Below are 26,857 nucleotides of genomic sequence, written 5' to 3'. Positions count from 1 at the left end.
TCCTATTTTCCAAACATTCCGCCCATTCCAGGCATATTAGGCATTTTACTCATCATCTGCATCATTTGTTTACCCTGAGGTCCCTGCATCATCTTCATCATTTTACCCATTTGATCAAACTGTTTCATCAATTGGTTTACATCTTCAATCTTTCTTCCTGCGCCTTTTGCAATTCTTTGTTTTCTTTGCGTATTGATAATAGAAGGTCTTCTTCTTTCTTCCGGAGTCATGGAGTAGATAATTGCTTCAATGTGTTTAAATGCATCATCACTGATTTCAACATCCTTAATAGCTTTTCCCACCCCAGGGATCATTCCCATCAGGTCTTTCATATTACCCATTTTCTTGATCTGATTGATCTGCTTTAGGAAATCGTCAAAACCAAACTCGTTTTTAGCAATTTTTTTATGAAGTTTTTTAGCTTCTTCTTCATCGAATTGTTCCTGAGCCCTTTCTACTAAGGAAACAACGTCTCCCATTCCCAAAATCCTGTCCGCCATCCTTTCCGGGTAGAAAAGATCTAGAGCTTCCATTTTTTCCCCTGTGGAAATGAATTTAATCGGTTTTTCAACTACAGAACGGATCGTTAAAGCAGCACCCCCTCTTGTATCACCGTCTAATTTGGTAAGAACAACACCGTCAAAATTTAATGCATCATTGAATGCTTTTGCAGTATTTACAGCATCCTGACCCGTCATAGAGTCCACAACGAACAATGTTTCATGAGGCTTGATGAAATAATGAACAGATTTGATCTCATTCATCATTTGCTCATCTATAGCCAAACGTCCTGCAGTATCCACAATTACAACATCATGGTTTTTTTCTTTTGCAAACTTGATGGCATTTTCAGCAATGGTAGACGGATTAGTAGCTCCTTCTTCTGTATAAACAGGAACCCCTATCTGGCTGCCCAGTACTTTTAACTGGTCGATTGCAGCGGGACGATAAACATCACACGCTACCAATAAAGGTTTTTTATTCTTTTTAGTATGTAAATAATTGGCAAGTTTTCCGGAAAATGTAGTTTTACCGGAACCCTGAAGACCTGCAATAAGGATTATGGTAGGTTTACCTGAAAGATTAATGCCTTCCTGGGATCCCCCCATTAGATCTACCAACTCATCGTGAACAATTTTAGTCATCAATTGGCCCGGAGTAAGAGAAGTGAGAACGTTTTGTCCCAAAGCCTTATCTTGAACTCTTTTAGTAAGATCCTTTGCTACTTTATAATTAACATCGGCATCTACCAATGCTCTACGAATTTCTTTTACGGTTTCCGCAACATTGATTTCCGTAATTTTTCCACGTCCGGAAATATTATGAAGCGCCTTGTCTAATTTATCCTGTAAACTATTAAACATATGTGTTATAAATTATAGTCTGCAAAAATAAGGATTTTTTAATAATATATATGATATACATTGCGGAGATTTATTTTGCTTAATAAATTATAATTTTATTTTTGCAAAATGAATATTTGGAATAGTTTAATTATTGTACTTTTAATAATAGTCCTTAATAGTATTGTTTATATAATATTTAAAAGATATTTATATGGCAGACCAGACGCGGGGATGAAATTTCTGGTGGTAAACCTTTCAAAAGATCTTGTATGGCTTGTTATTTCTTTGCTTATTATTGATAAAACAAAAGCTAATTTTCTATTTATTGTAATTTGCTTTATTATCGCATCGTTCCTTATATACTTATCTATAATAAAACTCATTAACAAATCTTGACTTTTTTGATGATAAAAATCAATTTTTAATATTGGTAAAGTTTAATAAAATCGATATATTTGCACACGATTAAAAAAGAGATATGAACAGAAAAATTTCTTCATTATTTTTCGCATTTTTATTTGTGTTTATTAGTGGTTTAGCTAATGCACAGCATGAATCTGAAGGTGAGAAGGCAGCTGAAAAAGTAGAGCATACAGAAGCGGAAAAGGGCTTTAATGCGACCAAAATGATCATGGAACACATTGGTGATTCTAACGAATGGCATTTATGGACTACCAAAGATGATAATGGGGAAGAACATCACGTTTCAATTCCATTACCTGTAATTATTAAAGATAATGAAGGATGGCATACTTTCCTTTCTAACAAGATCGCTCACGGTCATGAACATGATGGATATACATTAGAAGAGGGACAAGTGGCTTCTACTAAAGGAATTGAAAAAGCAACTTTGTTTGCATTAATAGGTGGGAAACAAAAATCAGATAAGGTTTACTTTGATCTTTCCATTACTAAAAATGCAGCGTCAATGTTCTTATCAGTGATTTTTATGCTGGTAGTATTCATTGGAATGGCAAGAAACTATAAGAAATCTCAGCTTCCGACAGGTTTTGGAAAAATAATGGAGCCTGTGATCGTGTTTATCAGAGATGAGGTAGCAATCCCGAATATCGGATCAGTTAAATATAAAAGATATATGCCTTATTTATTAACAGCATTTTTCTTTATCTGGTTCAATAACCTTTTCGGATTGGTTCCTTTCTTCCCTGGAGGATCTAATCTTACTGGTAACATTGCAATCACTGCTGTATTGGCTGTTATTACCTTATTGATTACTTTGTTCAGTGCTAATAAAGATTATTGGAAACATATCTTTATGCCGCCGGTACCGATCTTATTATATCCTATTATGGTTCCGATCGAAATCATTGGTGTCTTTACAAAGCCTTTTGCGTTAATGATGCGACTTTTCGCTAACGTTACTGCAGGTCACATTATGATCTTGGCTATTATATCTTTGATCTTTATTTTTAAATCTCCGTTTTTAGGATTTGCATCAGTACCATTAGCATTATTTGTTTCTGTATTGGAATTATTGGTAGCTGCCTTGCAAGCATATATATTTACAGTATTATCAGCACTATTTATCGGTATTGCTGTAGCAGAACATGAGCACGAACATGGTCATGAAGAACACGCTCACTAATAGAGCATTATTTTTAAAATAATTTTAACTAATATAATTTATTTATTATGGATTTATCAACTGGAGCAGGATTAATTTACGTAGGAATCGGTTTAGCAGTACTAGGAGTAGGTCTTGGTATCGGTAAAATCGGTGGACATGCAATGGATGCTATCGCTAGACAACCAGAACAAGCTGGTAAGATTCAAGGAGCAATGCTTATTGCTGCTGGTCTTATTGAAGGTGCTGGTCTTATCGCGATCATCTTTGGTGCTTTCATCAAGTAATTTATCCTCAAAAGAGAATATTCTTAGCAGTGAAGCGGTTGGCTGCTGCTAAGAATTTTAAAAAGATATCCATAAAATTATCACATTAAAAAAAGAATTTACAGATATGGGAATTATTGAACCTGGAATTGGACTTTTGTTTTGGATGACGCTTACTTTTGTTATCCTGTTGTTTCTTTTAGCAAAATTCGCTTGGAAACCAATCGTTAATGCAGTAAATGACAGAGAAACTTCTATTGTTGACGCATTAAATCAAGCTAAATTGGCTAAAAAAGAAATGGAAGATCTTAAAGCTGATAACGAAAGAATCATTCGTGAAGCTAAAATTGAAAGAGATGCTATCCTGAAAGAAGCAAGAGAAATTAAAGATAGAATTGTAGGAGAGGCTAAAGATGTTGCTAAAGCTGAAGGAGATAAAATGATTGAAGCAGCTAAACAAACTATTGAGACTGAGAAAAATGCTGCAATGGCAGATATTAAAACTCAAATTGGTGCTTTATCTGTAAATATCGCTGAGTCTATCTTAAAACAAAAATTAGATAACAACGAAGCTCAGAACGAGTTGGTTCAAAATTATTTAAACAAATCTAACCTTAACTAATAATGCTTACATCTAAAGTAGCTAAAAGATACGCACAGGGTTTGCTTGATTTCACAAATGAAACAGGGCAAACGGCTACTGTATTTTCTGAAATGAAAGATGTGGTAAAGCTGATGTCAGTATCTGCGGATCTGAACAAGTTTTTCCTTACACCTTACATTGATGCTAAAAAGAAAATAGAAGTAGCTGATGAGATTTTCAAAGATTTGTCACTTTCTTCGCAGAATTTAATCAAATTGGTTATCAGACAAGGTCGTGAAAGCCAGTTGAAGAATATCGCTCAGGAATTTATCAATAAAGTAGAAGATGTTAATGGTGTACAGAGAATCACTTTAACTACTGCTACTGAGCTTTCAAAAGAAAATATTGATCAGATCTTAGGATCTACAAACCTGGTAAAAAATACTTCAAATTTTGATTTGAAGGTTAATGTAAATCCTAAGATTTTAGGGGGTTATATTTTAAGAGTAGGAGACCAGCAGATCGATGCATCTGTTAAAAGCAAACTTAATCAGGTTAAAAAAGATTTTCAATTAAATTAAGACAAAAACAACCATACAATGGCAGAAATAAATCCGGCAGAAGTATCTGCGATCTTAAAACAACAATTGGCCAACTTCGACACTCAATCTAACGTTGAGGAAGTAGGTACAGTTTTAACCATCGGTGATGGTATTGCTCGTGTATACGGGTTAGAAAACGTACAATACGGAGAGTTGGTTAAATTTTCTAGTGATGTAGAAGGTATTGTACTTAACCTTGAAGAGGACAACGTAGGGGTTGCACTTTTAGGAGAAAGTAAATTAGTAAAAGAAGGTGATACAGTTAGAAGAACAAACAGAATTTCTTCAATTAAAGTAGGGGAAGGTATGCTAGGAAGAGTAGTAGATACTCTTGGTAACCCTATCGATGGTAAAGGTCCTATTACAGGGGATTTATACGAAATGCCATTGGAAAGAAAAGCTCCTGGAGTTATCTTCAGACAGCCTGTAACTGAGCCTCTACAAACAGGTATCGTTGCGATCGACTCTATGATCCCTGTAGGAAGAGGACAAAGAGAGCTTATCATTGGTGACAGACAAACAGGTAAAACGACTGTTGCTATTGATACGATCATCAACCAAAAAGAATTTTTTGATGCAGGGAAACCTGTATATTGTATATATGTTGCAATTGGACAAAAAGCATCTACAGTAGCTCAGATCGTTAAAACTCTTTCTGATAAAGGAGCTTTAGCTTATACTGTAATTGTTGCCGCTAATGCATCAGACCCTGTTCCGATGCAGGTGTATTCTGCTATGGCAGGTGCTTCTATCGGTGAGTATTTCAGAGATACAGGTAGACCAGCTCTTATCGTTTATGATGACTTGTCTAAACAAGCTGTTGCTTACCGTGAGCTTTCTCTTCTATTGAGAAGACCACCGGGACGTGAAGCTTATCCTGGAGACGTTTTCTACCTTCACTCAAGATTATTGGAAAGAGCTGCAAAGGTGATCGCTGATGATAACATCGCAAGCCAGATGAATGACCTACCTGAATCTTTGAAGCCTTTGGTTAAAGGGGGTGGTTCATTAACTGCACTTCCTATTATCGAAACTCAGGCTGGTGACGTTTCTGCGTATATTCCTACTAACGTAATTTCAATTACAGACGGACAGATTTTCCTTGAATCTGATCTATTCAACTCTGGGGTTCGTCCTGCAATTAACGTAGGTATCTCCGTATCAAGGGTAGGGGGTAACGCTCAGATTAAATCAATGAAAAAAGTGTCTGGTACATTGAAACTTGACCAGGCTCAATATAAAGAACTAGAAGCGTTCGCTAAATTTGGTTCTGACTTAGATGCATCTACTTTAGCTGTAATCTCTAAAGGGGAAAGAAACGTGGAGCTTCTTAAGCAGCCGGTTAACTCTCCACTTCCGGTAGACAGCCAGGTAGCAATGATCTATGCAGGTACTGAGAACTTGTTAAGAAACGTTCCTATCAGAAAAGTGAAAGAATTCCAGGCGGAATATATCGCTTTCTTAAGATCTAAGCATCCTGAAACGATGGCTGCTATTAAATCTGGAAAAATTGATAACGAAATTACAGACGTTCTTAAGCAAGCTGCTAACGATCTAGCTTCAAAATATAATTAAAAAATTAGTTGATGGTTTTTGGTTGATAGTTGACAGAAATTTCTAAAACTAGCAACCAACAACCGACAACCAACAACTAACCCAATATGGCAAACTTAAAAGAAATACGAGGAAGAATCAGTTCAATTTCATCTACGATGCAAATTACACGTGCTATGAAAATGGTTTCTGCTGCGAAACTTAAAAAAGCACAGGATGCAATCGTGATGTTAAGACCTTATTCCGAGAAACTACAAGAAATCATTCAGAATGTAAACTCTAGTTCAGATCCTGATCAGGTTTCTATATATGCTCAAAAGAGAGAGGTTAAAAGAGTGCTTTTTATCGCTGTAACGTCAAACAGAGGACTTGCCGGTGCATTTAACTCATCTATTGTAAAAGAGCTTAATATTCAGTTTCAGAATAATTCTCAATACGATATTGAAGTTCTTACAATCGGTAAAAAAGCATATGATGCTGTAAGAAGAAGCCGTACTGTATATGCTAATGAAAGTGCCGTTTTTGATAATTTGAACTTTGATGCAGTTTCTAACCTTACAGAAGGGGTTATGAACAGCTTTAAGGAGGGTAAATTTGATGAGATTTATTTAATTTATAATAAATTCATTAATGCTGCTACTCAGGAAGTAACCAAAGAGCAACTTCTTCCTATCCTGATGCCTGAAACTACTGAACCACAAGTAGAAACAGATTATATCTTTGAACCTAACAAGAATGAAATTTTGGATAACCTTATTCCAAAATCTATAAAAACTCAGGTTTTCAAAGCTGTTTTAGATTCAGTGGCATCTGAGCATGGAGCTAGAATGACTGCGATGCATAAAGCAACAGATAATGCCCAGGCTTTGAAGAATGATTTGGTAATCTTCTATAACAAAGCGAGACAGGCTGCTATTACAAACGAAATCCTTGAGATCGTTTCGGGAGCAGAAGCTTTGAAAAATTCATAAGAAAAATATTTAGTAAAATATTAAAGCATCGAGTATATCGATGCTTTTTTTTGTTATTTTTATTTTCTATATCTTTGTAAAACTAAATTTTATATAATTTTCTAAATGGACTCGGACATAGTCAGGCTTTTGCTAGCCTTGTTTCTTGTATTACTTAATGGCTTTTTCGTAGCCGCTGAATTTTCAATTGTTAAAGTTCGTTATTCGCAAATTCAAATTAAGGCCGCAGAGGGGGACTCAATGGCTAAACAGGCAGAGCACATCATAAAACATCTTGATGAATATCTTTCTGCAACACAATTAGGAATTACATTAGCTTCACTTGCCCTGGGTTGGGTAGGAGAAAGCGCATTACACCATATTGTAGAGAATATCTTTATATCTATCAATTTTCAATTAAGTGCTGCTTCAGTTACTTCTATATCGTTAATCATCAGTTTTGTTCTTATTACGATTATGCATATAGTGTTTGGAGAATTGATTCCCAAATCCATTGCAATCAGAAAATCAGAAGCTACCACGATGGCAACTGCTGTTCCTTTGAGGATCTTCTATACGATTTTCAAACCTTTTATCTGGTTGATGAATTCCATGTCGAACGGGGTTTTAAGATTAATGAAAATCCATCCCGCATCTGAGCAGGAAATCCATTCTACAGAAGAACTTCAGCTTTTGGTAAAACAAAGTGCTGATAGCGGAGAAATAGAAGAGGAAAACTATGAGATTATTAAGAATGCGTTTGATTTTACAGATCACTCTGCAAAGCAAATCATGGTTCCCCGACAGAATATTACATCAATAGATTTTGAGGAAGATATCAACGATATTATCAATAAAATTATGGATAGTGGTTATTCCAGAATTCCCGTATATATAAACTCTATTGATAACGTGATCGGTATTCTCTATACAAAGGAGATTATCAGAGAATTTGTTAAAAGAAAAGGTGAGCTGAATCATGAAGATCTGAAAACCCTTATGCGTGATGCTTTCTTTGTAGTGGGGAGTAAAAAGATTTCCGATCTCCTTAAGATCTTCCAGCAGAAAAAGCAACACCTGGCAATTGTTATTGATGAATTCGGTGGTACCGAAGGTATTATAACACTTGAAGATATCCTCGAGGAGCTGGTGGGAGAAATTCAGGATGAGGAAGATGACGAAGATAAAATTGTTGATAAGATTGGAGACAACATCTATTGGGTTCAGGCTACACAACCTCTCGAAGAAATTAATGAATTCCTGCCTAAAAAATTGGCTCCTTCTGAAGAAAGCGAATATAATACATTAGCAGGATTTATTCTCCACGCATTAGAAGATATTCCTGTGGAAAATCAGGAGTTTGATATTGAAAACTACCATTTTAAAATTCTAAAAATGAATAATAAAAGCGTTGAGCTGGTAGAATTGGTGTATGAAGGTCCAAATGTTATCAATGATTTGGCGGATAAATTAGGGGAAGTTTAAATAATTCTAAAATGATTTTTTATAACAGTATAAAGGATTACGAAAATCCAAAACGCCAGTACGAGGAAGAAGTTCTCGTGTTGGAAGAAACGGATGATGTGTATAAGCTGATTGTACATAATGATGATGTACATACTTTTGATTATGTGATCGACTGCCTTGTGGAAATTTGTAAGCATACATTTGAGCAGGCTGAGCAATGTACGATCCTGATTCATTATAAGGGCAAATGCACTGTAAAAACAGGCTCTATGGATGTACTGAAGCCTATGCATGAGAAATTGATTTCAAGAGAGCTGACAAGCGAAATAGTATAACAAAAACACCGGTATCATTGCCGGTGTTTTTATTTGTATGTGCTTTCCATATAATTTAAAGATGGATTACTTTACTTGCATTCAAGTAAAATAGTATATTTGTACCAACTATATAGAAACTCAAAAAGAATGCTTGTAATAGGAATTGCAGGAGGAACTGGATCCGGCAAAACTACAGTTGTGGATAAAATACTCCAACAGCTTGATATCGAAGGAATGAACATCTTGTCACAGGATAATTATTATCATGATAACCATAATCTTACATTGGCTGAAAGGGAAGCTTTGAATTATGATCACCCGAAGTCTATAGATTTTGAACTGATGTTAAAACACGTCAAAGCTTTAAAAAATAATGAGCCCATTGAACAGCCCATTTATAGTTTTGTTACGCATTCCAGAACCGGAGACCACGTGACTGTAGAACCTAAAAATGTATTGGTTGTGGAAGGTATTTTAGTTCTTACTAATAAAGAGCTGCTGAAAGAATTTGATTTGAAAGTTTTTGTTCATGCAGATTCTGATGAGAGGCTGATCAGAAGAATTAGAAGAGATACCCAGGAAAGAGGTAGAGATTTAAGTGAAGTTTTACATCGCTATCAAACTACTTTAAAGCCAATGCATCAGGAATTTATTGAACCTTCAAAAAATGAGGCTGATCTTATCATCCCTAATATGAAGCAAAATTCTGTAGCGATTGATTTTTTAACTACTGTGATAAAAAACTCGTTGAGAAAACACTAAAATGGCAAATAAATTAATTAAAGACATCCAACCGAAATCCGAAGTCGTTAAACTGCTTCAGAAATACATTGTAAACAGGTATTTTATTACTATCTGTTTGTTTTTAGTGTGGATGATTTTCTTTGATAAAACATCATTTCTGGTAATTAATGAGCTCAATGGTGAGATCAGTAAATACCAGGAACAATTGCAGTATTATAAAACGGAATATGAAAAAAATGATACTTTTTATAAAAAGCTCATGAATAATAAATCTGAAAAAGAAAAATACGCAAGAGAAAATTATTTTATGAAAAAACCTGATGAGGAAATCTTCATTCTTGTTGTGGATAGCACTAAAATATCGAAGAAATAAAATTCATAAAATAAAAGCTCTTAATCCTATAACTTTCCACTAAATGTCAAATATTAATACCCTTCCTGATTGGGAAAATTTAGTAAAAAAGCAACTTAAAACAGAAGATATCTACACAATTCTGAAAAAAGAAAATCTAGAAGGAATTGTAGTAAAACCTTTCTATAATTCTGTACCACAGCTTTTGGTCAATCTTCCCAAAGTTGAAGAAAGCACTCATTTGGTTGCCCAGTACCATGAAAGTCTGGAAGATGATGTTTTTGCATTTCTTTTAAATCAGAATGTTGAAAATTTAGAAGGAAAAACCATTTTCGTTAATAATAAAGATCTTGCAGAGCATATCAGCCCAAAGGATGAAGATCAATACTTTTCGCTGATTGATGTATTTAATGAACAAGATGGAATAATTAATGATCAGTTGGCCAGGGAGCTATTAGCTAAAGATTTCAGAAGAAATATTTGTATAGATATTTCTCTTCATCAAAATGCAGGAGCTGCAATTTATCAGCAACTTGGAATAGCATTAGCAAAAACGAAAGAACTTATTGAAGTTTTTGGAGCTGAAATCTTAGATAAATTGATTTTTAAAATTGCCGTAGGAGGAAATTATTTTTTTGAAATGGCAAAGATAAGAGCATTTAAACTCATCTTTAACCAGCTTTCAAAAGAATATAACCTTAACGAAATCCCTTATATTTTTGTTGAAACTTCATTAAGAAATAAAGCAGTTTCGGATAGTGAAAATAATCTTATCCGTTCCACATTGGAGCTTGCCGCAGCAATGATTGGTGGTGCTGATGCGGTTTATAGCAATAATTATCTTGTAAGCAGAAGTACGGATAATTCAGAGGAAATTTCTTTCAAGCAACAGATCGTGTTGGCTTACGAAAGTATCATTAATGTTTTTGAAGATGCTGCCAATGGGAGTTATTATGTTGAAGATCTCACACGACAAATTGCAGAAAAATCCTGGGGTCTGTTTTTGGAAATAGAAGACGGGGGTGGCTATCTGGAATTAATCAGACAGGGAGTTATTCAGAAAAAAATCTATCAGCACGCTATTGAAGAGCAGAAGTGGGTGGAAGAAGGAAAGATCAAATTAATAGGAGTGAATCTTTATCCAAAATTGGAAGCTAAAAGATCAATTGATGAATTGTATTCTGAAAAAGAGATAAAGCCTGTACGTTGGGCGGAAATGTTTGAATTATGATCGATAAGCTAGTTGATTTATTTGAATATACACATCATTATAATCAGAAAATAATTAAGCTGGTTAAAGATTATACGCCGAAAATAGATGAAAGAACTATTGCATTAATCAATCATACGATTAATGCTCAACAAATCTGGAATGCAAGGATATTGGGAGAAGAAACTTTCGAAGTCTGGCAGGTCAATCCACTTGAAGATCTGGAAGAGATCAATCACCAGAATTTTTTAACAAGTATTCAGATTGTTCAGAATTTTAATCTTGATAACCGAATAGGATATCAGAACTCAAAGGGGACAAAATTTGAAAATAGTGTCTTTGAAATGCTTTTCCATGCGATCAATCATTCTACTTATCACAGAGGGCAGATTAATTCTCTATTAAAACAAAACGGTATTGAGCCATTATTAACAGACTATATCTTTTATAAAAGGTAATTTTATATTATTTAGAGCTGTAGTGTTCTTCTCTATCGATCTACTTGAAATTAACAGGCTTAAAACTCTAAATTTTAGTTGGTTTCAATACTGATTGCATTGCTAAAAGGATATTTAGAAAAATAAATGGAAATTTAGAATATTAAGAAATTAAACATAAACACCTTTGTAGATCAGGGAAATCTGTGGTTGAAATATTAAAAAAAGAGGTTCAAAATTTTATAAATGCAAATCTGACTACAGATTTACATTCATTATTATTGAAAAAATCGCCATTTGATGAAGTCAGCATGCAGGAAATCGTTCATCAAATAAAGGGAAGACAAGTTGCTTTAAAGAAATTTCCTTTTTTATTACGTGATGAAATTATATTTCCTCCTCAGCTCAATATGGAACAATCGTCTTCTGAAAAAACAGCGATTTATAAATCAACTTTGATAAGTGGGAAAAAATTCATTGACCTTACCAGTGGTTTTGGAATTGATGCCTACTATCTCTCACAAAATTTTGATGATATAGTCTTAGTAGAACAAAATACTGAGCTTTTAAAAATAGTTGAACATAACTGGTCGGTTTTAAGTAAAAAAGCCAAATTTATTAATCTAAAGCTTGAAAATTTTCTTGAGCAGAATAAAGAAGTTTTTGATGTTACGTATTTGGATCCGGCCAGAAGAGATAGTAGTAAAAATAAAGTTTTTCTTTTAGAAGATCTCTCACCCAATATTCTTGAAATCCAGGATCATTTACTATCCATTTCAAATAAGGTAGTAGTAAAACTATCGCCACTGATTGATTTAAAATATCTTCTCTCTGTATTAAAGAATATTTCAAGAATTGATATTATCGCATTAAAAAATGAGGTAAAAGAGGTTGTCGTATTTCTAACACATGATGAGCCTGAAAAAGTCATGTGCCATTGTATCAACTTAGATAGTGGAGAGTCGGACTTTGTATTTCAATTGGGTAATGAAGAATTTGTTCATTCAGAATATTCCGAACCAGAGCGTTTTATATATTTGCCAAATAACTCCATTTTAAAAGCAGGTGCGTTTAATCTTATATCTGAACGATTTTCCTTAAAAAAACTTCATCCCAACACTCATATCTACACTTCAACAGAGAAAATTGAAGGCTTTCCGGGAAGAGTTATGGAAATGGAAGTTATTGGAAATAAGCAGATTAAAAAGAAGGAGCAATTTAATATCATTTCAAAGAACTATCCTTTGAAACCAGATGAAATCAAAAAGAAATACAACCTGAAGGATGGTGGAGAAAGATATCTTATTTTTACACAATCCAAAAAAGGTAAAATTATTTTAAAATCAGTGTAAAAATGTTGTCAAAAGGAGCAGGATTTCTTAATTTTGGGCAATCTAAAATTTAAGCATGAAATCGCGGCTGTTGGGATAATTTAGAATAGACTAAAATAGAGCGATTCCATATGACCTTTTAAAAAAAATAAATCTTACATATGAAAAAATTAATTATATGTTTAGCCATTGCAAGTGTAGCAGTAAGCTGTAAAAAAATACAAGCTGGAGGAAATAAGAATACTTTAAAGCTAGAAGAGGGAGCAGAAAGATATTCAGATGATGTGCAAAAAGGTGGAGAAACTCATGGTCATGATGCTACAGCTGAACATAAAGAAGCTGCTGTTGCTGAAAAACATGGAACAGAAGCTCCAAAAACAGACAGTACTGCTGCAGCAAAACCCGTAGAAGCTGAAAAAGCTAAAGCTGAACACTAATTATTATTAGAAAATATAAAAATGTCTTGCCAGGTTGCAGGACATTTTTTGTTTTTGGTGTGTAGTATTTGGCCGATTCTAAATAAATAATTGGCTAAAGGAAAATTCTTTGTTTTTGCTTGCTGCTGCTGACCATTTTCTTTAATTTTAACAAAACAAATTTTTACAATGCAAGAGACATTAAATTACATCAACGAAAACAAACAGCGTTTCGTGGATGAATTATTTGAGTTATTGAGAATTCCTTCTATTTCTGCAGATCCTGCGTATAAAGATGACGTATTGAAATGTGCAGAAGTATGTGCAACACATCTAAAAAATGCGGGAGCCGATAATGTGGAAGTATGCCAAACAGCTGGTTACCCAATTGTTTTTGGAGAAAAGATCTTAGATAAAAATCTTCCCACTGTTCTGGTATATGGTCATTATGATGTTCAGCCTGCTGATCCTTTAGAATTATGGAAGAAACCTCCTTTTGAACCTTATATAGAAAAGACAGAGCTTCACCCGGATGGGGCTATTTTTGCCAGAGGTTCTGCGGATGATAAAGGACAGTTTTTTATGCATCTAAAGGCATTTGAAGCGATGATGAAAACCAATACTCTTCCTTGTAATGTTAAGTTTATTTTAGAAGGAGAAGAAGAAGTAGGATCCGTAAGTCTTGGTGATTTTGTTAATGAAAATAAAGAAAAACTGTCTTGTGATTGCATTCTGATTTCTGATACTCATATTTACAGCAATGAGCAGCCAACTGTTACAACAGGTTTAAGAGGTTTAAGTTATGTAGAGGTAGAAGTAGAGGGGTCAAACAGGGATTTGCACTCCGGATTGTATGGAGGTGCAGTTCCCAATCCAATCCACGTTCTTTCAAGAATGATTGCAAAGTTAATCGATGAAGATGGACATATTACAATTGACGGGTTTTATGATAATGTAGATATTGTTTCAGATCAGGAAAGAGCTGAAATGAATAAATTGAAAGATAATCCTGAGGAGTTTAAAAGAGCTATCGGATTAGGTAACATAGAAGGAGAAAAAGGATACACGACTTTAGAAAGAACATCAATCCGCCCAACATTGGATTGTAATGGAATTTGGGGTGGCTATACCGGAGAGGGAGCAAAAACAGTTATTCCTTCAAAGGCTTTTGCAAAAATTTCTATGCGTTTGGTACCTTATCAGACTCCGGAAGAAATCACTGAAAAATTTACCAGATATTTCGAAAAAATTGCTCCGGATACAGTAAGGGTAAAAGTAACTCCGCATCATGGAGGGATGCCTTATGTTTTACCGACTGACACTAAGGAATTTGCAGCTGCTAAGCAAGCAATGGAAACGGCATTTGGAAAAGAGGTATTACCTTACAGAGGAGGAGGAAGTATTCCTATTACCTCAATGTTTGAGAAAGTATTAGGAGCAAAGTCTGTATTGATGGGCTTTGGATTGGATTCTGATGCCATTCACTCGCCTAATGAACACTATGGATTGTTTAATTTCTATAAAGGAATCGAAAGTATTCCGCTCTTTTTTGAAAATTATTCAAAATAACAGAACAGTATGAGAAGTTAGGTGCTTGCACATATTGTAGTAAACAAATAAAAGATAGGATACCCCACTAGGTATCCTATCTTTTTTATTTTGACTCAGGTATTTTTACATTAAAATGTTATTTATGGTTTATTTTATTAATAATTAAATTATTTTGTAAAATGAATATTTTTCACTGCTAAGTGGATTGTTTTGTTTTGTTAATTGCTTGTATAGCTTGTTATTCTTGATTATTTGATTTATTTGTTAAAATTTTTTAAATCAAAAAAATAAAATATATTTACATTTTAAATTTAAAAATTATATCATGAAGAAAATTTTTACATCTTTAGCAGTTGCGTTAATCGCAAGTGCTGCTTACTCTCAAGTTATTACACAAAATGCAGTTCCTAATACTGTAGCAACTACAGGTTCTGTGGCGTGTGGAAGTCAGGCTAACGGCTATACTGCCGATAATTCTTATTATAGAGTATTTAAACTATCAGACTATGGTATTAATTACAACTATAATATTACCAATATTGCATTTGGAGTACAAACAGCCAATACTACTTTCCCTGTAGAGGTAAACCTTTATACTTTGGCAGGTACGTTTCCAACAGGAACCCCGACACTTTTAGGGACGGCTAATGTAAACGTAGCTCCGGCTAATGTTGGGCAGATGGTTAGTACGGGAGCAACACTATCACAAGTGGTTCCGGCAGGAGGAACATTTGTTGTGGAAATATATCATGATGGATCTACAGCAACTCCACCTCAGTCCTTCTATTTAGGAACTCATCCTGGAGCTCAGACAGGACCGTCTTATTTATCTTCAGAAACTTGTGGTATTGACACACCTATTGCAACAGGAACCGGAGCTTTAGCAGGTTTTGCTTCTGCAAGATGGGTAATGACTATTACAGGACAGAATACTCTAGGTGTTACAGAGGTAATTAATTCAAAAGATTTACAAATCTTCCCAAATCCGGTTAAAGATGTTTTGAAATTCAGATTTGGTAACAGTTTAAAATCTGAAGGAATTGATATTTATGACATGAATGGAAGAGTGATTACTTCAATTTCTAATAATAAAAATGTTAATGAAGTAAACGTATCAAGCTTTACCAAAGGAACTTATATCTTAAAGGTTAAGGCAAGTGATGGAAAAGTATATGTTCAAAAAATCATTAAAGAATAAAGCTAATAAACTTTAGTATAAAAAACGCTCCAATCCGGAGCGTTTTTTTATTGCCAAAATATTTCATTGATTAATCTTAAAAATACCTAAAACTAGGTAGAAATAATTACCCTTTTCCAAGTATTGGTAATCTTTAAGTATCAAAATAGTTTTGTAACATAAAATTGGTTAGGCTTAGGATAAGGAATGATAAAAAAAATCAATCAATGAGTTACTGAGAGTATATAGAATCTTTGTTTTATTAAGCGATTGATATTAAATGTTTATTTTTTTCATAAGCAACCTTTTTAGATTTTAGTTGTCTTATCAATAGAAGTACATTCTTTGGTAATGAAGTTTGTACTAAAAATTAATGTTATAATAATATGTTTAACTAAAAAAAGTATGTTATGAAAAAAGTTTTATCAATTAGCGCGTTTTTGTTTGGTTTGTTTCAAACATTCAATGCTCAATCTTTACAAAGTGATAATTTTAATTCCTATGTCATAGGAAATGTGGGGGTAAGTGTTACCCCAGGTTCCCCGGGTGTTCCAGCCACAGGACAAGGTGGCTTTCGTACAGATTTTGCTGGGGGAGCTAATACAGACGCACAAATTGTAAATATTGATGCTTCTCATGGCAAATCTTTACAGCTAACCGGAAGTGCGAATGCAACAGATCAAAAGTATATGTGGAAGGATGGATTACCAGCCGCATGGGCTGCAAGAACCTCAGGAAATGATATCCTGTCATTGGAATTTAACCTATATACAGGAAGCATCACAGGGGGTGTAGCTAGAGGAACTGTGATGGTTTATGACCAAACAACGCATAAAACATTGCTTGGAGCCGGATATGAATACGCCACACAAAGAGTTGTAGGAATAGCATATTATACAAATACTACAACAGGGGTAACCGGGAATATTCTATTTTATTTGGAACCCAATACCTATACTTATCCTGCCAATACATGGATAACATTAAAATGCACATACAATAAAATTACGGGAGCGGTTACATGGACTGGCCCGGGAGGTGTGGTTCGTACTCCACCTGCAACATATTTACCAGCTGCTGCAGGTGTAGATCCTTATGAAATGGATTTCACTTCAATAGTTGGTCCGGGAAATACGGTAGCTCATATCACTTCTTTTGACAATTATACATTAACCGCTACAAATAATGCAGTGCTAGGGGCAAAAGACGCAATTGTAGAAGAAGATAGTATTTCAGTTTATCCTAATCCTGCAACAGATTTTATTACAGTACAATCAAAGTCACAGATTACTAAAGTTGAAGTATTTGATACAGCTGGAAGAAGTATTGGTGTTAAACTTGATCGTGATAAAGTAGACGTAACGAATCTTCTTCCGGGCACATATATCCTCAATATTGAAACCAAAGGAGATACATTTTCTAAAAAATTCATTAAAAAATAGATTACTGATAAATCTTATTTCATATAAAGCGCTTCAATTGAAGCGTTTTATTTATTTTAGGGAAATTAAAGTAAAAAGTATGATTAAAAATAAAGTAGCCTATATAACAGGTGGGACCAAAGGTATTGGTTTTGGAATTGCCAGAATTTTATTGGAAAACGGAGTATCAGTTGCCTTTTCAGGACGTAAAAGAGAAGATGTAATGAAAGCAGAAAAAGAATTGCAGCCATATTCCGGACAGGTTTTAGGGATTGTTTCAGATGTGAGAAGTCTTGAAAGTGAAGAGGAAGCTATAAAATACACTGTACAGAAGTTTGGAAAAGTAGATTTTGTAATTGCAAATGCAGGATTAGGGATATTTAAGCCCGTAGATGAACTTACTGTGGAAGAATGGAATACTATGATAGAAACGAACTTAACCGGCCCTTTTTATACGTTAAAAGCTTCAGTTGAGGAGTTAAAGAAGACGGAAGGATATTATATTACAATTTCAAGTCTGGCAGGAGCTAATTTTTTTGAAAACGGAACTGGTTATAACGCCTCAAAATTTGGGGTTGTTGGCTTTACACAGGCCGCAATGATAGATCTAAGAAAATATAATATTAAAACAACAGTCATTATGCCGGGATCTGTAGCGACGAATTTCAACGGGAATGTTGTTTCAGAAAAAGATGCATGGAAAATTCAGCCTGAAGATATGGGAAATCTGGTGTTGGATATTTTAAAAATGAATCCAAGGGTTTTACCTAGTAAGATAGAGTTCAGGGCGACTAAACCGGCAAAATAAATACATTTAATGTATTGAATAATAAAATCATAAGTATTATGCATGCATAATATATTTTTTATTTATATTTACAGAAATTAATCAAACAAAATCTCTGCATAACAACACCAGGCTTTTATGCAATAAAGAGAAAAATAAAATAGTACACATGAAAATATTAGTTTGTATTAGTAGTGTTCCGGATACTACTTCCAAAATTAACTTTACAGCAGATAAGTCTGCTTTCGACAAAAACGGAATTCAGTGGGTAATCAATCCATTAGATGAATTTGCGTTGACAAAGGCAGTTAAACTTCAGGAGTCCCAAGGAGCTACAGTGACGGTTATTAATGTAGGAGATGCTGCAACGGAACCGGTTATCAGAAAGGCATTGGCAATTGGTGCAAATGATGCAGTTAGAGTAAATCTTGATCCAAAAGATAGTTATTCAACAGCTAAAGAAATTGCTGCTGTTGCTCAAAATGGAGGTTACGATCTTATCCTTTGTGGAAAAGAGTCTATTGATTATAATGGAGGTTCTGTTCCCGGAATGGTAGCACAGTTGCTAAATCAGCCGTTTGTGAATGCATCTGTTGGTTTGGATGTTAATGGAAGCGAAGCTACTGCAGTAAGAGAGATTGAAGGAGGTAAAGAAACGATTTCTGTAAAACTTCCTGCTGTGATTGCCGGACAGAAAGGTTTGGTGGACGAAAAAGATCTAATTATTCCTAATATGAGAGGGATTATGTCTGCAAGAACAAAACCTTTGCAGGTTGTTGAGCCTACTTCTTCTGAAGTGAAAGTTCAGGGAGTTTCTTATGATAGTGTTCCTCCAAGAGCTGCTGTGAAAATGGTTTCTCCGGACAATCTGGATGAGCTGGTAAGATTACTTCACGAAGAAGCTAAAGTGATCTAAATCTTTTAATTATTAAATTTTTTAATCTTTTAATTCAAAAAAAATGGCAGTATTCGTATACGCAGAAAATATAAACGGAGTTTACAAAAAAGCAGCTTTTGAAGCAGTTTCGTATGCTAAAGCTATTGCTGATCAGGCGGGAGATACCGTTACAGCAATTTCTGTAAACCCTACAGATTCTTCAGATTTATTATATAAATATGGAGCATCTAATGTCATCAATATTAAAGACGAAGGTCTTAAAAACTTTTCAGCAAAAGCATTTGCTCAGGCAGTGAGTGAGGTGGCGAATGGAAACATAATTGTTTTTCCTCATACTACCGATGCTTCTTCCGTAGCTCCGATGTTGGCTGTAATGAAGAATTTTTCTTTAATTACCAATGTATTGGCAGCTCCTGAAAGTATTTCTCCGTTCCAGGTGAAGAGAAGAGCTTTCTCAGGAAAAGGATTTATGCATGCTAAAGCTGAGGGTACAGGAGTAATTATTACTGTTTCTCAAAATGCTTTCGGAATTAAAGAGAATCCGGTGTCAGGTTCTGAAGAGGTGAAAAACTTATCAGTGGCTAATGAAGATACTAAGGTGGTTTCTCATGAACAAAGCTCAGGGAAGTTGGATCTTAAAGAAGCTGAAATTGTAGTTTCAGCGGGAAGAGGTTTAAAAGGTCCTGAAAACTGGGGAATGATTGAAGACCTTGCCAATGTTTTGGGCGCGGCTACAGCTTGTTCCAAGCCTGTTTCCGATATTGGTTGGAGACCTCATACTGAGCACGTAGGGCAAACAGGTAAAGCAATTTCTCCTAACCTTTATATTGCAGTAGGTATTTCCGGTGCTATCCAGCATTTAGCAGGAGTAAACTCTTCTAAAACAATTGTTGTGATCAACAGTGATCCGGAAGCTCCTTTCTTCAAATCAGCAGATTATGGGGTAGTTGGTGATGCATTCCAGATTATTCCGGCATTAACTGAAAAAATTAAAGCAATCAAAGGATAAAATTTAGTTTTATACTATATAAAAAATGAAAGTTCGGGTTTTTCCGAGCTTTTATTTTTGTCCAAAAAGTAAAACTTACATTCAAAAATTACTTTATCTTTGTAGCTATGGATTATAAACAGCTAATTATTCGAGGAATATCGTACAGCCAGACCCAATCAGGGGCGTACGCTTTGTTATTGGAACATGAAGAAACACACATAAAGTTACCTGTTGTTATAGGAAATTTCGAGGCACAATCCATTTCTCTTGGTCTGGAGAAAGATATTCATCCACCACGTCCTCTTACCCATGATTTATTTACAAAATTTATAGTTTCGGCAAATTATGAATTGGTGTCCGTGATTATTTATCAAATTGTAGATGGAGTTTTCTTTTCCAACATAAACTTCAAAAATAAAATAACGGAAGAAGAACTGATTTTAGATGCCAGAACTTCTGACGCTGTTGCTATGGCAGTACGCTTTGACGCGCCTATTTTTACCACTCAACAAGTCTTAAATGAAGCAGGAATTCTTTTGGAATTGGAAGATGTTTCCAAGGAGGAACAGTCATTTTCTGAAACAGTTCAGACAGAAGATAATTTAAGATCTCTCTCTATGGAGGAATTACAGAAATTATTGGAAGATGCTGTAAAGGAAGAAGACTTTGACACCGCTTTGGAGATTCAGGAAGAAATCAAAAGGAGGAAAAAGAAAATTGACTAAAGAGATACTTACAATTAAACTATGAATTTAAAATTACGACTTACCATCCTCAGCTTTCTGCAGTTTTTTGTTTGGGGTGCATGGCTGATTACGATGGCTAATTTTTGGTTCGGTACAAAACATTGGGATGGAACTCAGTTTGGAGCTGTTTTCGGAACAATGGGGATAGCTTCTATCTTTATGCCTACCATAACCGGAATTATAGCAGACCGTTGGGTAAATGCAGAGCGGATTTTTTCGGTTTTACAGATTCTTTACGGAATTGTCTTATTTATCTTGCCACATACAGGCGACCCTAATTCATTCTTTTATGTCATGCTGGCTGCTATGTGTTTCTACATGCCTACTATTGCTCTTGCCAACTCTATTTCATATACAATACTGAAAAATAGTAATCTGGATGTTGTAAAAGACTTTCCACCTATACGGGTTTGGGGGACAATAGGATTTATTGTAGCCATGTGGATAACAAATCTTACAGGAAACAAAGCAACCGAAGGACAATTTTATATCGGAGGCGTTGTTGCAATTTTATTAGGAATTTATGCATTAACTTTACCTAAATGCCCACCTCAAAAACTGATTGATAAAAATGCTCCGTTATCAGAGCAATTAGGACTGAATGCCTTTAAACTTTTTGCTAATTATAAAACAGCATTATTCTTTTTATTTTCCATGCTTTTAGGGGCTGCCTTACAGCTTACCAATGCGTATGGTGATGTATTTTTGAGTGAATTTGCTCATTTTCCTAAATATGCAGATTCTTTTGTGGTGCAGAGATCAACAATTATTATGTCGATTTCACAGGTTTCGGAAACACTGTTTATCCTTGCAATTCCTTTCTTTTTAAAGAAATTCGGTATAAAGAAAGTAATGTTGATGTCAATGCTTGCCTGGGTTTTAAGGTTTGGCTTTTTCGCATATGGAATTCCTGAAGGATATGGGCTTGCACTGATTATTCTTTCCTGCATTGTTTATGGAATGGCATTCGATTTCTTCAATATTTCAGGTTCCCTTTTCGTAGAGACCACAACCGATAAAAAGATCCGTTCTTCTGCACAGGGTTTATTTATGATGATGACGAATGGTTTTGGAGCTGTTTTTGGAAGTTATATGGCAGGTTGGGCGATTGATAAATTCTTTACACGTGAATTTACTAATGTAAGTGATTTATCTGCTTATCTGGAAACAACTCCCGATAATCGGACATTTTTAGAAATTCTGAAAAATTCTTTTAATGCAGCTGTTAATTCCGATGGAACTTTGTCCTCTATTGTGATGGTAAAAGACTGGCAGAATATCTGGTTATCTTTTGCTGCGTATGCATTAGTTTTGGCTATTCTTTTTGCTCTTTTATTTAAACACAAACACGATCCTAAAGAAGTAGCCCATATCAATCATTAAAAAAAAATATTAAGCTTATTATCAATACAATACAATACAATACAATACAATACAATACAATACAATACAATGCACTTTAGAAATAAAGTGCATTTTTTTATTTTTTCAGGCAACCTTTTGTATTTTTCCACGTCTTTAAGATAGAAACTAAAACATGAAGAATTTAGAAGAAAACTTTACACTTGCTAAAAAACAGGATCGGAGGGCTCAAAAAGCTCTTTATGATGCTTTTTCAAGTAAAATGTTGGCTGTTGCGAATTCTTATACCAATAATATCCATGATGCTGAAGATATTCTATTAAATGCATTCCTAAAGTGCTTTACTAAATTGAATGAATGCAGAGATTATAAGAGTTTTCCATTTTGGCTGAGAAAGATCATAATCAATGACTCAATAAATTTTATAAGGAAAACAAAAAACATTTTATATGCAGATGTAGAAATCGCCGATGATTTTTCTGATGACGATTTTGAAGAAGGATTGGAAGAAATTAATCTTGAAGAAATATTTTCTAAAATGCCACCAGGGTATAGGATTATTTTTAATTTATATGTTTTTGAAGAGAAAAAGCACCAGGAAATAGCTGAGATCCTTAATATCTCCGAAGGGACAAGTAAGAGTCAGTTAAACAAAGCTAAAAGGTGGCTGGTTGAATTTTTTAAAACTAAAGAAAATGAAAAACAAAATGCTGAATAAATTAAAATCCGGATATGAAGAAATGGAGATAAAGCCATCTCATGATCTTTGGAACAAAATAGAAGCAGGTTTGGATGAAGCAGATATTTCAGTTGAAAATCTACCTGTTTCATCGCCTTATAAGTGGTGGAAATATGCAGCAATTATTCTGTTCTTATTATCTTCAGGAATTCTTGTTTATTTTAATATAGACAGGACAAAAACTGCACATATAATTGCCCATGACAAGTCAAACGAGAAAACTGAGACTTTAGATAATAAACCAGAGTTAGCATTCCGGAATGAGCATCTGGATCATTCTGCTATATCTTCGGATATTGTTGATCGTAGTATTGCAACAAATGGTAAAGAGAAGGAAAGAGTAGATAGTATCACATCCAATCGTGATCATAATAGGGCTATTACAAAGGATATTAAAGTGTCAAATTATGAAGCAGATCACGATCTTCATCCTATAGCATCTGGCGTTCAAATAAAGCCTGTTGATCTTGTAATTCCCGAGGAAGAAAAGATATCTGAAAATAAATTAGGTACGGTTAATCAAAAAACTGAGAAAAAAACTGCAAAATATATAGAGGCTTCAGACTTACTTGTTGGAAGAGAATATGATAAAATACAAGGAAACCTGGAAAAAGGACCGTACATAAGAATTGAATTGGATAAACTAAAACCGCACCTTTCAAAAGCGGCTGTAACATTAGGAGTCACTGTCCATACCAAAACAGATTAAAACAATTTCGACTTATAATCACAATATATCATCCAACTCAAATGCAGCTGGACAGCTGGAATAATTAATAAAAATAAGAAAAATGAAAAATAAAGCTCTAATTTCTGCCATCATGATGACTGCTTCTGTAATGGCTTTTTCACAGGAAAAATCAGGGAATTATTACGATTCCCGTTCCCGGGAAACTTTGAAAGAAAAAATTAATAATTATACTGCAAAAATCGACAGCATTATTACTTCAGAAAAGACAAAAATGAATGGAGAGCTTGATGCTGTTGATAAAGACTTTAAGGATGGAAAGATTTCTGCTGATGATAAGAAAAAAATGAATGGTGAAATTGCGGTGAAGTATGAAAATAGTATTAATGAAAAGGTTGATGCTGAAAAAGAAAGCTTTGAGGATATAACAAAAGAGAAAGTAAGAAAATCTGTTCTGGGTAAAAGTATTGATGAGAAAAAAACAGATATGAAACGTCTTTTAAATCATGCAGGTGTTCTTATTGGTGGAGGCTTTTTAAATCTTACAGATAAGTCTGCTCCGTTTAATTTTTCTAACAATTCTGAAGAACTTCGTTCAGGAAAGTCAGGGTCTCTTTCTTATCAGTTTAGATTTGAAGTGCAGGCAGGAAGTAATGCCAGCCCCGTATTGCTGAATTTTGGAGTTGGGCTGAGATCGGATATCTATAATGTGAAGAAACCAATGGTTTTTGCACAAGCTGATGGAAAACTCTTTCAAAGACCTTTTACGATGGGTAATCTGAAATCTTCACAATTAAAAGCAGAATATATTGAAATTCCTCTTGAAGTGCAGTTTGTATTAAATCCTAAGTACGTAAATTATGGTGGTGAGAAATTTCTGGATAACAGTCAGCCACAGTTGAGGATAGGTCTTGGTGTATATGGAGGCGTAAAAATCGGAAGTAAAATAAAATACAGATACTCCAATGAAGAGTCAAACAGGAATATTTTTAAACAGAGGATAGAAGATGGGATGAATCCTTTCCTTTTTGGAACAAAATTGAGTATAGGCTATCGTGGGATTAGTTTATATGTGAAAAAAGATCTTACTCCTATTTTTAATGATGATGCCCTGATGAAAAACAAAAACGGAATACAAATAGGTTTAGAAATTTTCAATTTAATGTTTTGATTTTTAATAGGATATCATGATATTGAACACGCTTTTATAAGTGTGTTTTTTTTTGTATTTTGGCATTTTAAGAATTATGAAAAATATTCAGTTAATAGGATCATTATTAGTAATCGCAGGAAGCTTTTTACCGCTGGTTCATGTTCCTGTTATTGGAAACTGGAATTACTGGAAGTTGGATCACTCACTGGCAATAATTTGCTGGATTTTGGGTGTTTGTGCTCTCTTTGGAGTGGTCAATAATCGTTTTAAGATGGGGCAAATTCTAGGCTTTTTACTTATCCTTTTGTTTATATTTACCCTGGTTGCCATTAAAATGCAATCTTTGAATTATTTCAGTTTTCTTCCTTTTTCATCATGGAGAGAGACATTTGCGGGTGTGGTTAAGCTCAAATGGGGATGGATTATAGAGTTTTTAGGAGCTTTTTTATTATTAATTAAAAAAAACACAACAAAAATATGAAACATCTCAACATTTTATTCATTTTGCTTTTTATCTTAAGTCTTTCACAGGTAAGAGCCCAGCAAAATATTTTTCTGACCTCAGATCAACCTGCAAAATGTCAGAATATAAAAACAGGAAAATTCTTACGTGTGGATATGCCTATTGATGAATGGGTAATGACTGTACAAGACAATATTCAAACAGAATATTATAACAAAGGTAAAGACTATATAAAATCACGATTAGATTTCGTAGATGATTGTAATTATAAAGTTACGCTGATAGCCAAATCTGAAGAAAGTTATCCAATGAAGTTGGGAGAAGTGTTGGTAAACAGGGTTTTAGAAACTGATCGTAATTTTATTAAAATTACTTCAGAATATAATAATAAAACGACAGAATTTATAATTAGTAAAGTCGAAGATATGAACTAATTACTATCAAATAAAATGAAGCCGTAAGGTTACATATATCAATAAAAAAAATAAATCATACACATGAAAGAAGTATTCATCGTTTCCGCAGTAAGAACACCAATGGGGAGTTTTATGGGAAGTTTATCAACTGTTCCTGCTACAAAGCTGGGAACTGTTGCCGTAAAAGGAGCATTAGACAAAATTGGTCTTGATCCGAAATTGGTTCAGGAAATTTACATGGGGAACGTATTACAGGCAGGAGAAGGGCAGGCACCTGCCCGTCAGGTGGCATTAGGAGCAGGACTTTCTATCGAAACTCCGTCCACAACAGTAAATAAAGTTTGTGCTTCAGGAATGAAAGCCGTAACAATGGCGGCACAAGCTATTAAAGCAGGTGATGTAGATATAATCGTTGCCGGAGGAATGGAAAATATGTCTTCAGTACCTCATTATTATAACGCAAGAATAGCAACCAAGTTAGGCGATGTTAAAATGCAGGATGGAATGGTTTTAGACGGTCTGACAGATGTTTACAATAAAGTTCACATGGGTGTTTGCGCAGAAAAATGCGCAACAGATTATTCTATCTCAAGAGAGGAGCAAGACCAGTTTGCTATCGAATCTTATAAAAGATCAGCTAAAGCATGGAGTGAAGGTAAATTCAATGATGAGGTTGTATCTGTTGAGATTCCTCAAAGAAAAGGAGAACCTGTAATTTTTGCTGAAGATGAAGAGTATAAAGCTGTTAATTTTGACAGATTGCCAACACTTCCAACAGTATTTAAAAAAGAAGCAGGAACTGTAACTGCAGCTAATGCCTCAACTTTAAATGACGGTGCTTCAGCTTTGATTCTTGTGTCTAAAGAAAAAATGGAAGAATTAGGACTTAAGCCTTTAGCGAAGATCGTTTCTTACGCTGATGCAGCTCAGGAGCCTGAAAACTTTACAACAGCACCTGCTAAAGCTTTACCTATTGCGCTTAAAAAAGCGGGGTTAGAACTTACAGATATCGATTTCTTTGAATTTAATGAAGCATTTTCAGTCGTTGGTTTGGCTAATAATAAGATCTTAGGATTAGATTCCGCCAAAGTAAATGTAAATGGAGGGGCTGTCGCTTTAGGACATCCACTGGGAAGCTCTGGTTCAAGGATTATTGTTACTCTGATTAATGTTTTAAAACAAAACAATGCTAAATATGGGGCTGCTGCTATCTGTAATGGTGGTGGAGGTGCTTCAGCTATTGTTATTGAAAATATCTAGTATTCAAATTCTTTTTAAATATTTGAATTGGAGCTTTAAAGGCTC

29 protein-coding genes are annotated in these 26,857 nt (G+C 34.5%); 28 read left to right on the top strand and 1 reads right to left on the bottom strand.

Annotated elements, in window-relative coordinates; genetic code table 11:
- Window positions 1-2: 2 nt before the first annotated feature.
- Window positions 3-1,364: a signal recognition particle protein gene (ffh, locus tag MTQ00_RS06605; protein ID WP_172278502.1), complete on the bottom strand. Its 1,362-nt coding sequence runs from the start codon at window positions 1,362-1,364 to the stop codon at window positions 3-5.
- 460 nt (window positions 1,365-1,824) lie between these two features.
- Between ffh and atpB the strand changes: the two genes are divergently transcribed.
- The 28 genes from atpB (at window position 1,825) to MTQ00_RS06465 (ending at window position 26,812) form a co-directional block, all read left to right on the top strand.
- Entirely contained in the window at window positions 1,825-2,952 is a 1,128-nt protein-coding gene (gene atpB, locus MTQ00_RS06600) for a F0F1 ATP synthase subunit A (protein WP_273648199.1), read from the top strand.
- Between the two features lie 47 nt (window positions 2,953-2,999).
- A complete protein-coding gene (locus MTQ00_RS06595; protein WP_007844726.1) occupies window positions 3,000-3,218 on the top strand; it encodes an ATP synthase F0 subunit C in 219 nt (72 codons plus the stop codon).
- Between the two features lie 106 nt (window positions 3,219-3,324).
- Complete coding sequence (locus MTQ00_RS06590) at window positions 3,325-3,819, top strand: F0F1 ATP synthase subunit B (RefSeq protein ID WP_172278498.1); 495 nt, start codon at window positions 3,325-3,327, stop codon at window positions 3,817-3,819.
- Between the two features lie 2 nt (window positions 3,820-3,821).
- Window positions 3,822-4,361 (top strand): ATP synthase F1 subunit delta, encoded by a 540-nt coding sequence (atpH, locus tag MTQ00_RS06585; RefSeq protein ID WP_172278496.1) that lies wholly within the window; start codon window positions 3,822-3,824, stop codon window positions 4,359-4,361.
- A gap of 18 nt (window positions 4,362-4,379) precedes the next feature.
- Entirely contained in the window at window positions 4,380-5,957 is a 1,578-nt protein-coding gene (gene atpA, locus MTQ00_RS06580; RefSeq protein ID WP_172278494.1) for a F0F1 ATP synthase subunit alpha, read from the top strand.
- 86 nt (window positions 5,958-6,043) lie between these two features.
- Window positions 6,044-6,907, top strand: coding sequence for an ATP synthase F1 subunit gamma (atpG, locus tag MTQ00_RS06575; protein ID WP_172278492.1), 864 nt, complete (start codon window positions 6,044-6,046; stop codon window positions 6,905-6,907).
- Between the two features lie 105 nt (window positions 6,908-7,012).
- Entirely contained in the window at window positions 7,013-8,371 is a 1,359-nt protein-coding gene (locus tag MTQ00_RS06570) for a hemolysin family protein (protein ID WP_172278490.1), read from the top strand.
- A gap of 11 nt (window positions 8,372-8,382) precedes the next feature.
- Window positions 8,383-8,688: an ATP-dependent Clp protease adaptor ClpS gene (locus MTQ00_RS06565; protein WP_172278488.1), complete on the top strand. Its 306-nt coding sequence runs from the start codon at window positions 8,383-8,385 to the stop codon at window positions 8,686-8,688.
- Between the two features lie 129 nt (window positions 8,689-8,817).
- On the top strand, window positions 8,818-9,432 hold the full coding sequence (gene udk / locus MTQ00_RS06560; RefSeq protein WP_273648198.1) for a uridine kinase: 615 nt from the start codon (window positions 8,818-8,820) through the stop codon (window positions 9,430-9,432).
- Between the two features lies 1 nt (window position 9,433).
- Complete coding sequence (locus tag MTQ00_RS06555; protein ID WP_172278484.1) at window positions 9,434-9,787, top strand: FtsB family cell division protein; 354 nt, start codon at window positions 9,434-9,436, stop codon at window positions 9,785-9,787.
- A gap of 43 nt (window positions 9,788-9,830) precedes the next feature.
- Window positions 9,831-10,997, top strand: coding sequence for a methylmalonyl-CoA mutase family protein (locus MTQ00_RS06550; protein ID WP_273648197.1), 1,167 nt, complete (start codon window positions 9,831-9,833; stop codon window positions 10,995-10,997).
- Complete coding sequence (locus MTQ00_RS06545; protein ID WP_273648196.1) at window positions 10,994-11,434, top strand: DinB family protein; 441 nt, start codon at window positions 10,994-10,996, stop codon at window positions 11,432-11,434. Before MTQ00_RS06550 ends, MTQ00_RS06545 begins: the two co-directional genes overlap by 4 nt.
- A 260-nt stretch (window positions 11,435-11,694) precedes the next feature.
- Window positions 11,695-12,765: a THUMP-like domain-containing protein gene (locus MTQ00_RS06540; protein WP_273648195.1), complete on the top strand. Its 1,071-nt coding sequence runs from the start codon at window positions 11,695-11,697 to the stop codon at window positions 12,763-12,765.
- Between the two features lie 140 nt (window positions 12,766-12,905).
- Window positions 12,906-13,181 (top strand): hypothetical protein, encoded by a 276-nt coding sequence (locus MTQ00_RS06535; RefSeq protein WP_172278476.1) that lies wholly within the window; start codon window positions 12,906-12,908, stop codon window positions 13,179-13,181.
- A gap of 168 nt (window positions 13,182-13,349) precedes the next feature.
- Window positions 13,350-14,729: a dipeptidase gene (locus MTQ00_RS06530; RefSeq protein WP_273648194.1), complete on the top strand. Its 1,380-nt coding sequence runs from the start codon at window positions 13,350-13,352 to the stop codon at window positions 14,727-14,729.
- 307 nt (window positions 14,730-15,036) lie between these two features.
- A complete protein-coding gene (locus MTQ00_RS06525) occupies window positions 15,037-15,909 on the top strand; it encodes a T9SS type A sorting domain-containing protein (protein WP_273648193.1) in 873 nt (290 codons plus the stop codon).
- Window positions 15,910-16,298: 389 nt separating this feature from the next.
- A complete protein-coding gene (locus tag MTQ00_RS06520; protein ID WP_273648192.1) occupies window positions 16,299-17,330 on the top strand; it encodes a T9SS type A sorting domain-containing protein in 1,032 nt (343 codons plus the stop codon).
- A gap of 79 nt (window positions 17,331-17,409) precedes the next feature.
- Window positions 17,410-18,117 (top strand): SDR family oxidoreductase, encoded by a 708-nt coding sequence (locus MTQ00_RS06515; protein ID WP_273648191.1) that lies wholly within the window; start codon window positions 17,410-17,412, stop codon window positions 18,115-18,117.
- Between the two features lie 148 nt (window positions 18,118-18,265).
- On the top strand, window positions 18,266-19,012 hold the full coding sequence (locus MTQ00_RS06510) for an electron transfer flavoprotein subunit beta/FixA family protein (RefSeq protein ID WP_065394252.1): 747 nt from the start codon (window positions 18,266-18,268) through the stop codon (window positions 19,010-19,012).
- 43 nt (window positions 19,013-19,055) lie between these two features.
- Window positions 19,056-20,003, top strand: a complete 948-nt coding sequence (locus MTQ00_RS06505) for an electron transfer flavoprotein subunit alpha/FixB family protein (RefSeq protein WP_172278466.1) — start codon at window positions 19,056-19,058, stop codon at window positions 20,001-20,003.
- 107 nt (window positions 20,004-20,110) lie between these two features.
- On the top strand, window positions 20,111-20,710 hold the full coding sequence (locus MTQ00_RS06500; protein ID WP_172278464.1) for a bifunctional nuclease family protein: 600 nt from the start codon (window positions 20,111-20,113) through the stop codon (window positions 20,708-20,710).
- Window positions 20,711-20,731: 21 nt separating this feature from the next.
- Window positions 20,732-22,114 (top strand): nucleoside permease, encoded by a 1,383-nt coding sequence (locus MTQ00_RS06495; protein WP_273648190.1) that lies wholly within the window; start codon window positions 20,732-20,734, stop codon window positions 22,112-22,114.
- Window positions 22,115-22,268: 154 nt separating this feature from the next.
- Window positions 22,269-22,811: an RNA polymerase sigma factor gene (locus tag MTQ00_RS06490; RefSeq protein ID WP_172278460.1), complete on the top strand. Its 543-nt coding sequence runs from the start codon at window positions 22,269-22,271 to the stop codon at window positions 22,809-22,811.
- Window positions 22,789-23,541 (top strand): hypothetical protein, encoded by a 753-nt coding sequence (locus MTQ00_RS06485; RefSeq protein WP_273648189.1) that lies wholly within the window; start codon window positions 22,789-22,791, stop codon window positions 23,539-23,541. Before MTQ00_RS06490 ends, MTQ00_RS06485 begins: the two co-directional genes overlap by 23 nt.
- 82 nt (window positions 23,542-23,623) lie before the next feature.
- Window positions 23,624-24,691: a hypothetical protein gene (locus MTQ00_RS06480; protein ID WP_273648188.1), complete on the top strand. Its 1,068-nt coding sequence runs from the start codon at window positions 23,624-23,626 to the stop codon at window positions 24,689-24,691.
- Between the two features lie 76 nt (window positions 24,692-24,767).
- Window positions 24,768-25,154 carry a hypothetical protein gene (locus tag MTQ00_RS06475; RefSeq protein ID WP_273648187.1) on the top strand — a complete coding sequence of 129 codons (387 nt, stop codon included), beginning with the start codon at window positions 24,768-24,770 and terminating at the stop codon, window positions 25,152-25,154.
- Window positions 25,151-25,570: a hypothetical protein gene (locus tag MTQ00_RS06470; protein WP_273648186.1), complete on the top strand. Its 420-nt coding sequence runs from the start codon at window positions 25,151-25,153 to the stop codon at window positions 25,568-25,570. Before MTQ00_RS06475 ends, MTQ00_RS06470 begins: the two co-directional genes overlap by 4 nt.
- Window positions 25,571-25,633: 63 nt before the next feature.
- Window positions 25,634-26,812, top strand: coding sequence for an acetyl-CoA C-acyltransferase (locus MTQ00_RS06465; RefSeq protein ID WP_273648185.1), 1,179 nt, complete (start codon window positions 25,634-25,636; stop codon window positions 26,810-26,812).
- Window positions 26,813-26,857 lie beyond the last annotated feature (45 nt).

Source organism: Chryseobacterium sp. B21-037, from assembly GCF_028570785.1.
Taxonomy (GTDB): Bacteria; Bacteroidota; Bacteroidia; order Flavobacteriales; family Weeksellaceae; genus Chryseobacterium; species Chryseobacterium proteolyticum.
Note: the sequence above shows the minus strand (reverse complement) of the source record. Positions and strands in the feature narration are given on the sequence as shown.

What these genes read in the sequence shown, in the direction of transcription:
- MTQ00_RS06535 (WP_172278476.1), top strand. Translation starts at nt 12,906, where the DNA reads ATGAAAAAATTAATTATATGTTTAGCCATTGCAAGTGTAGCAGTAAGC.
- MTQ00_RS06525 (WP_273648193.1), top strand. Translation starts at nt 15,037, where the DNA reads ATGAAGAAAATTTTTACATCTTTAGCAGTTGCGTTAATCGCAAGTGCT.
- MTQ00_RS06590 (WP_172278498.1), top strand. Translation starts at nt 3,325, where the DNA reads ATGGGAATTATTGAACCTGGAATTGGACTTTTGTTTTGGATGACGCTT.
- MTQ00_RS06515 (WP_273648191.1), top strand. Translation starts at nt 17,410, where the DNA reads ATGATTAAAAATAAAGTAGCCTATATAACAGGTGGGACCAAAGGTATT.
- MTQ00_RS06530 (WP_273648194.1), top strand. Translation starts at nt 13,350, where the DNA reads ATGCAAGAGACATTAAATTACATCAACGAAAACAAACAGCGTTTCGTG.
- MTQ00_RS06510 (WP_065394252.1), top strand. Translation starts at nt 18,266, where the DNA reads ATGAAAATATTAGTTTGTATTAGTAGTGTTCCGGATACTACTTCCAAA.
- MTQ00_RS06490 (WP_172278460.1), top strand. Translation starts at nt 22,269, where the DNA reads ATGAAGAATTTAGAAGAAAACTTTACACTTGCTAAAAAACAGGATCGG.
- MTQ00_RS06545 (WP_273648196.1), top strand. Translation starts at nt 10,994, where the DNA reads ATGATCGATAAGCTAGTTGATTTATTTGAATATACACATCATTATAAT.
- atpG (WP_172278492.1), top strand. Translation starts at nt 6,044, where the DNA reads ATGGCAAACTTAAAAGAAATACGAGGAAGAATCAGTTCAATTTCATCT.
- MTQ00_RS06595 (WP_007844726.1), top strand. Translation starts at nt 3,000, where the DNA reads ATGGATTTATCAACTGGAGCAGGATTAATTTACGTAGGAATCGGTTTA.
- MTQ00_RS06470 (WP_273648186.1), top strand. Translation starts at nt 25,151, where the DNA reads ATGAAACATCTCAACATTTTATTCATTTTGCTTTTTATCTTAAGTCTT.
- MTQ00_RS06495 (WP_273648190.1), top strand. Translation starts at nt 20,732, where the DNA reads ATGAATTTAAAATTACGACTTACCATCCTCAGCTTTCTGCAGTTTTTT.
- ffh (WP_172278502.1), bottom strand. Translation starts at nt 1,364, where the DNA reads ATGTTTAATAGTTTACAGGATAAATTAGACAAGGCGCTTCATAATATT.
- MTQ00_RS06520 (WP_273648192.1), top strand. Translation starts at nt 16,299, where the DNA reads ATGAAAAAAGTTTTATCAATTAGCGCGTTTTTGTTTGGTTTGTTTCAA.
- MTQ00_RS06475 (WP_273648187.1), top strand. Translation starts at nt 24,768, where the DNA reads ATGAAAAATATTCAGTTAATAGGATCATTATTAGTAATCGCAGGAAGC.
- MTQ00_RS06550 (WP_273648197.1), top strand. Translation starts at nt 9,831, where the DNA reads ATGTCAAATATTAATACCCTTCCTGATTGGGAAAATTTAGTAAAAAAG.
- atpH (WP_172278496.1), top strand. Translation starts at nt 3,822, where the DNA reads ATGCTTACATCTAAAGTAGCTAAAAGATACGCACAGGGTTTGCTTGAT.
- MTQ00_RS06565 (WP_172278488.1), top strand. Translation starts at nt 8,383, where the DNA reads ATGATTTTTTATAACAGTATAAAGGATTACGAAAATCCAAAACGCCAG.
- atpB (WP_273648199.1), top strand. Translation starts at nt 1,825, where the DNA reads ATGAACAGAAAAATTTCTTCATTATTTTTCGCATTTTTATTTGTGTTT.
- MTQ00_RS06555 (WP_172278484.1), top strand. Translation starts at nt 9,434, where the DNA reads ATGGCAAATAAATTAATTAAAGACATCCAACCGAAATCCGAAGTCGTT.
- MTQ00_RS06500 (WP_172278464.1), top strand. Translation starts at nt 20,111, where the DNA reads ATGGATTATAAACAGCTAATTATTCGAGGAATATCGTACAGCCAGACC.
- MTQ00_RS06480 (WP_273648188.1), top strand. Translation starts at nt 23,624, where the DNA reads ATGAAAAATAAAGCTCTAATTTCTGCCATCATGATGACTGCTTCTGTA.
- MTQ00_RS06570 (WP_172278490.1), top strand. Translation starts at nt 7,013, where the DNA reads ATGGACTCGGACATAGTCAGGCTTTTGCTAGCCTTGTTTCTTGTATTA.
- MTQ00_RS06485 (WP_273648189.1), top strand. Translation starts at nt 22,789, where the DNA reads ATGAAAAACAAAATGCTGAATAAATTAAAATCCGGATATGAAGAAATG.
- MTQ00_RS06505 (WP_172278466.1), top strand. Translation starts at nt 19,056, where the DNA reads ATGGCAGTATTCGTATACGCAGAAAATATAAACGGAGTTTACAAAAAA.
- atpA (WP_172278494.1), top strand. Translation starts at nt 4,380, where the DNA reads ATGGCAGAAATAAATCCGGCAGAAGTATCTGCGATCTTAAAACAACAA.
- udk (WP_273648198.1), top strand. Translation starts at nt 8,818, where the DNA reads ATGCTTGTAATAGGAATTGCAGGAGGAACTGGATCCGGCAAAACTACA.
- MTQ00_RS06465 (WP_273648185.1), top strand. Translation starts at nt 25,634, where the DNA reads ATGAAAGAAGTATTCATCGTTTCCGCAGTAAGAACACCAATGGGGAGT.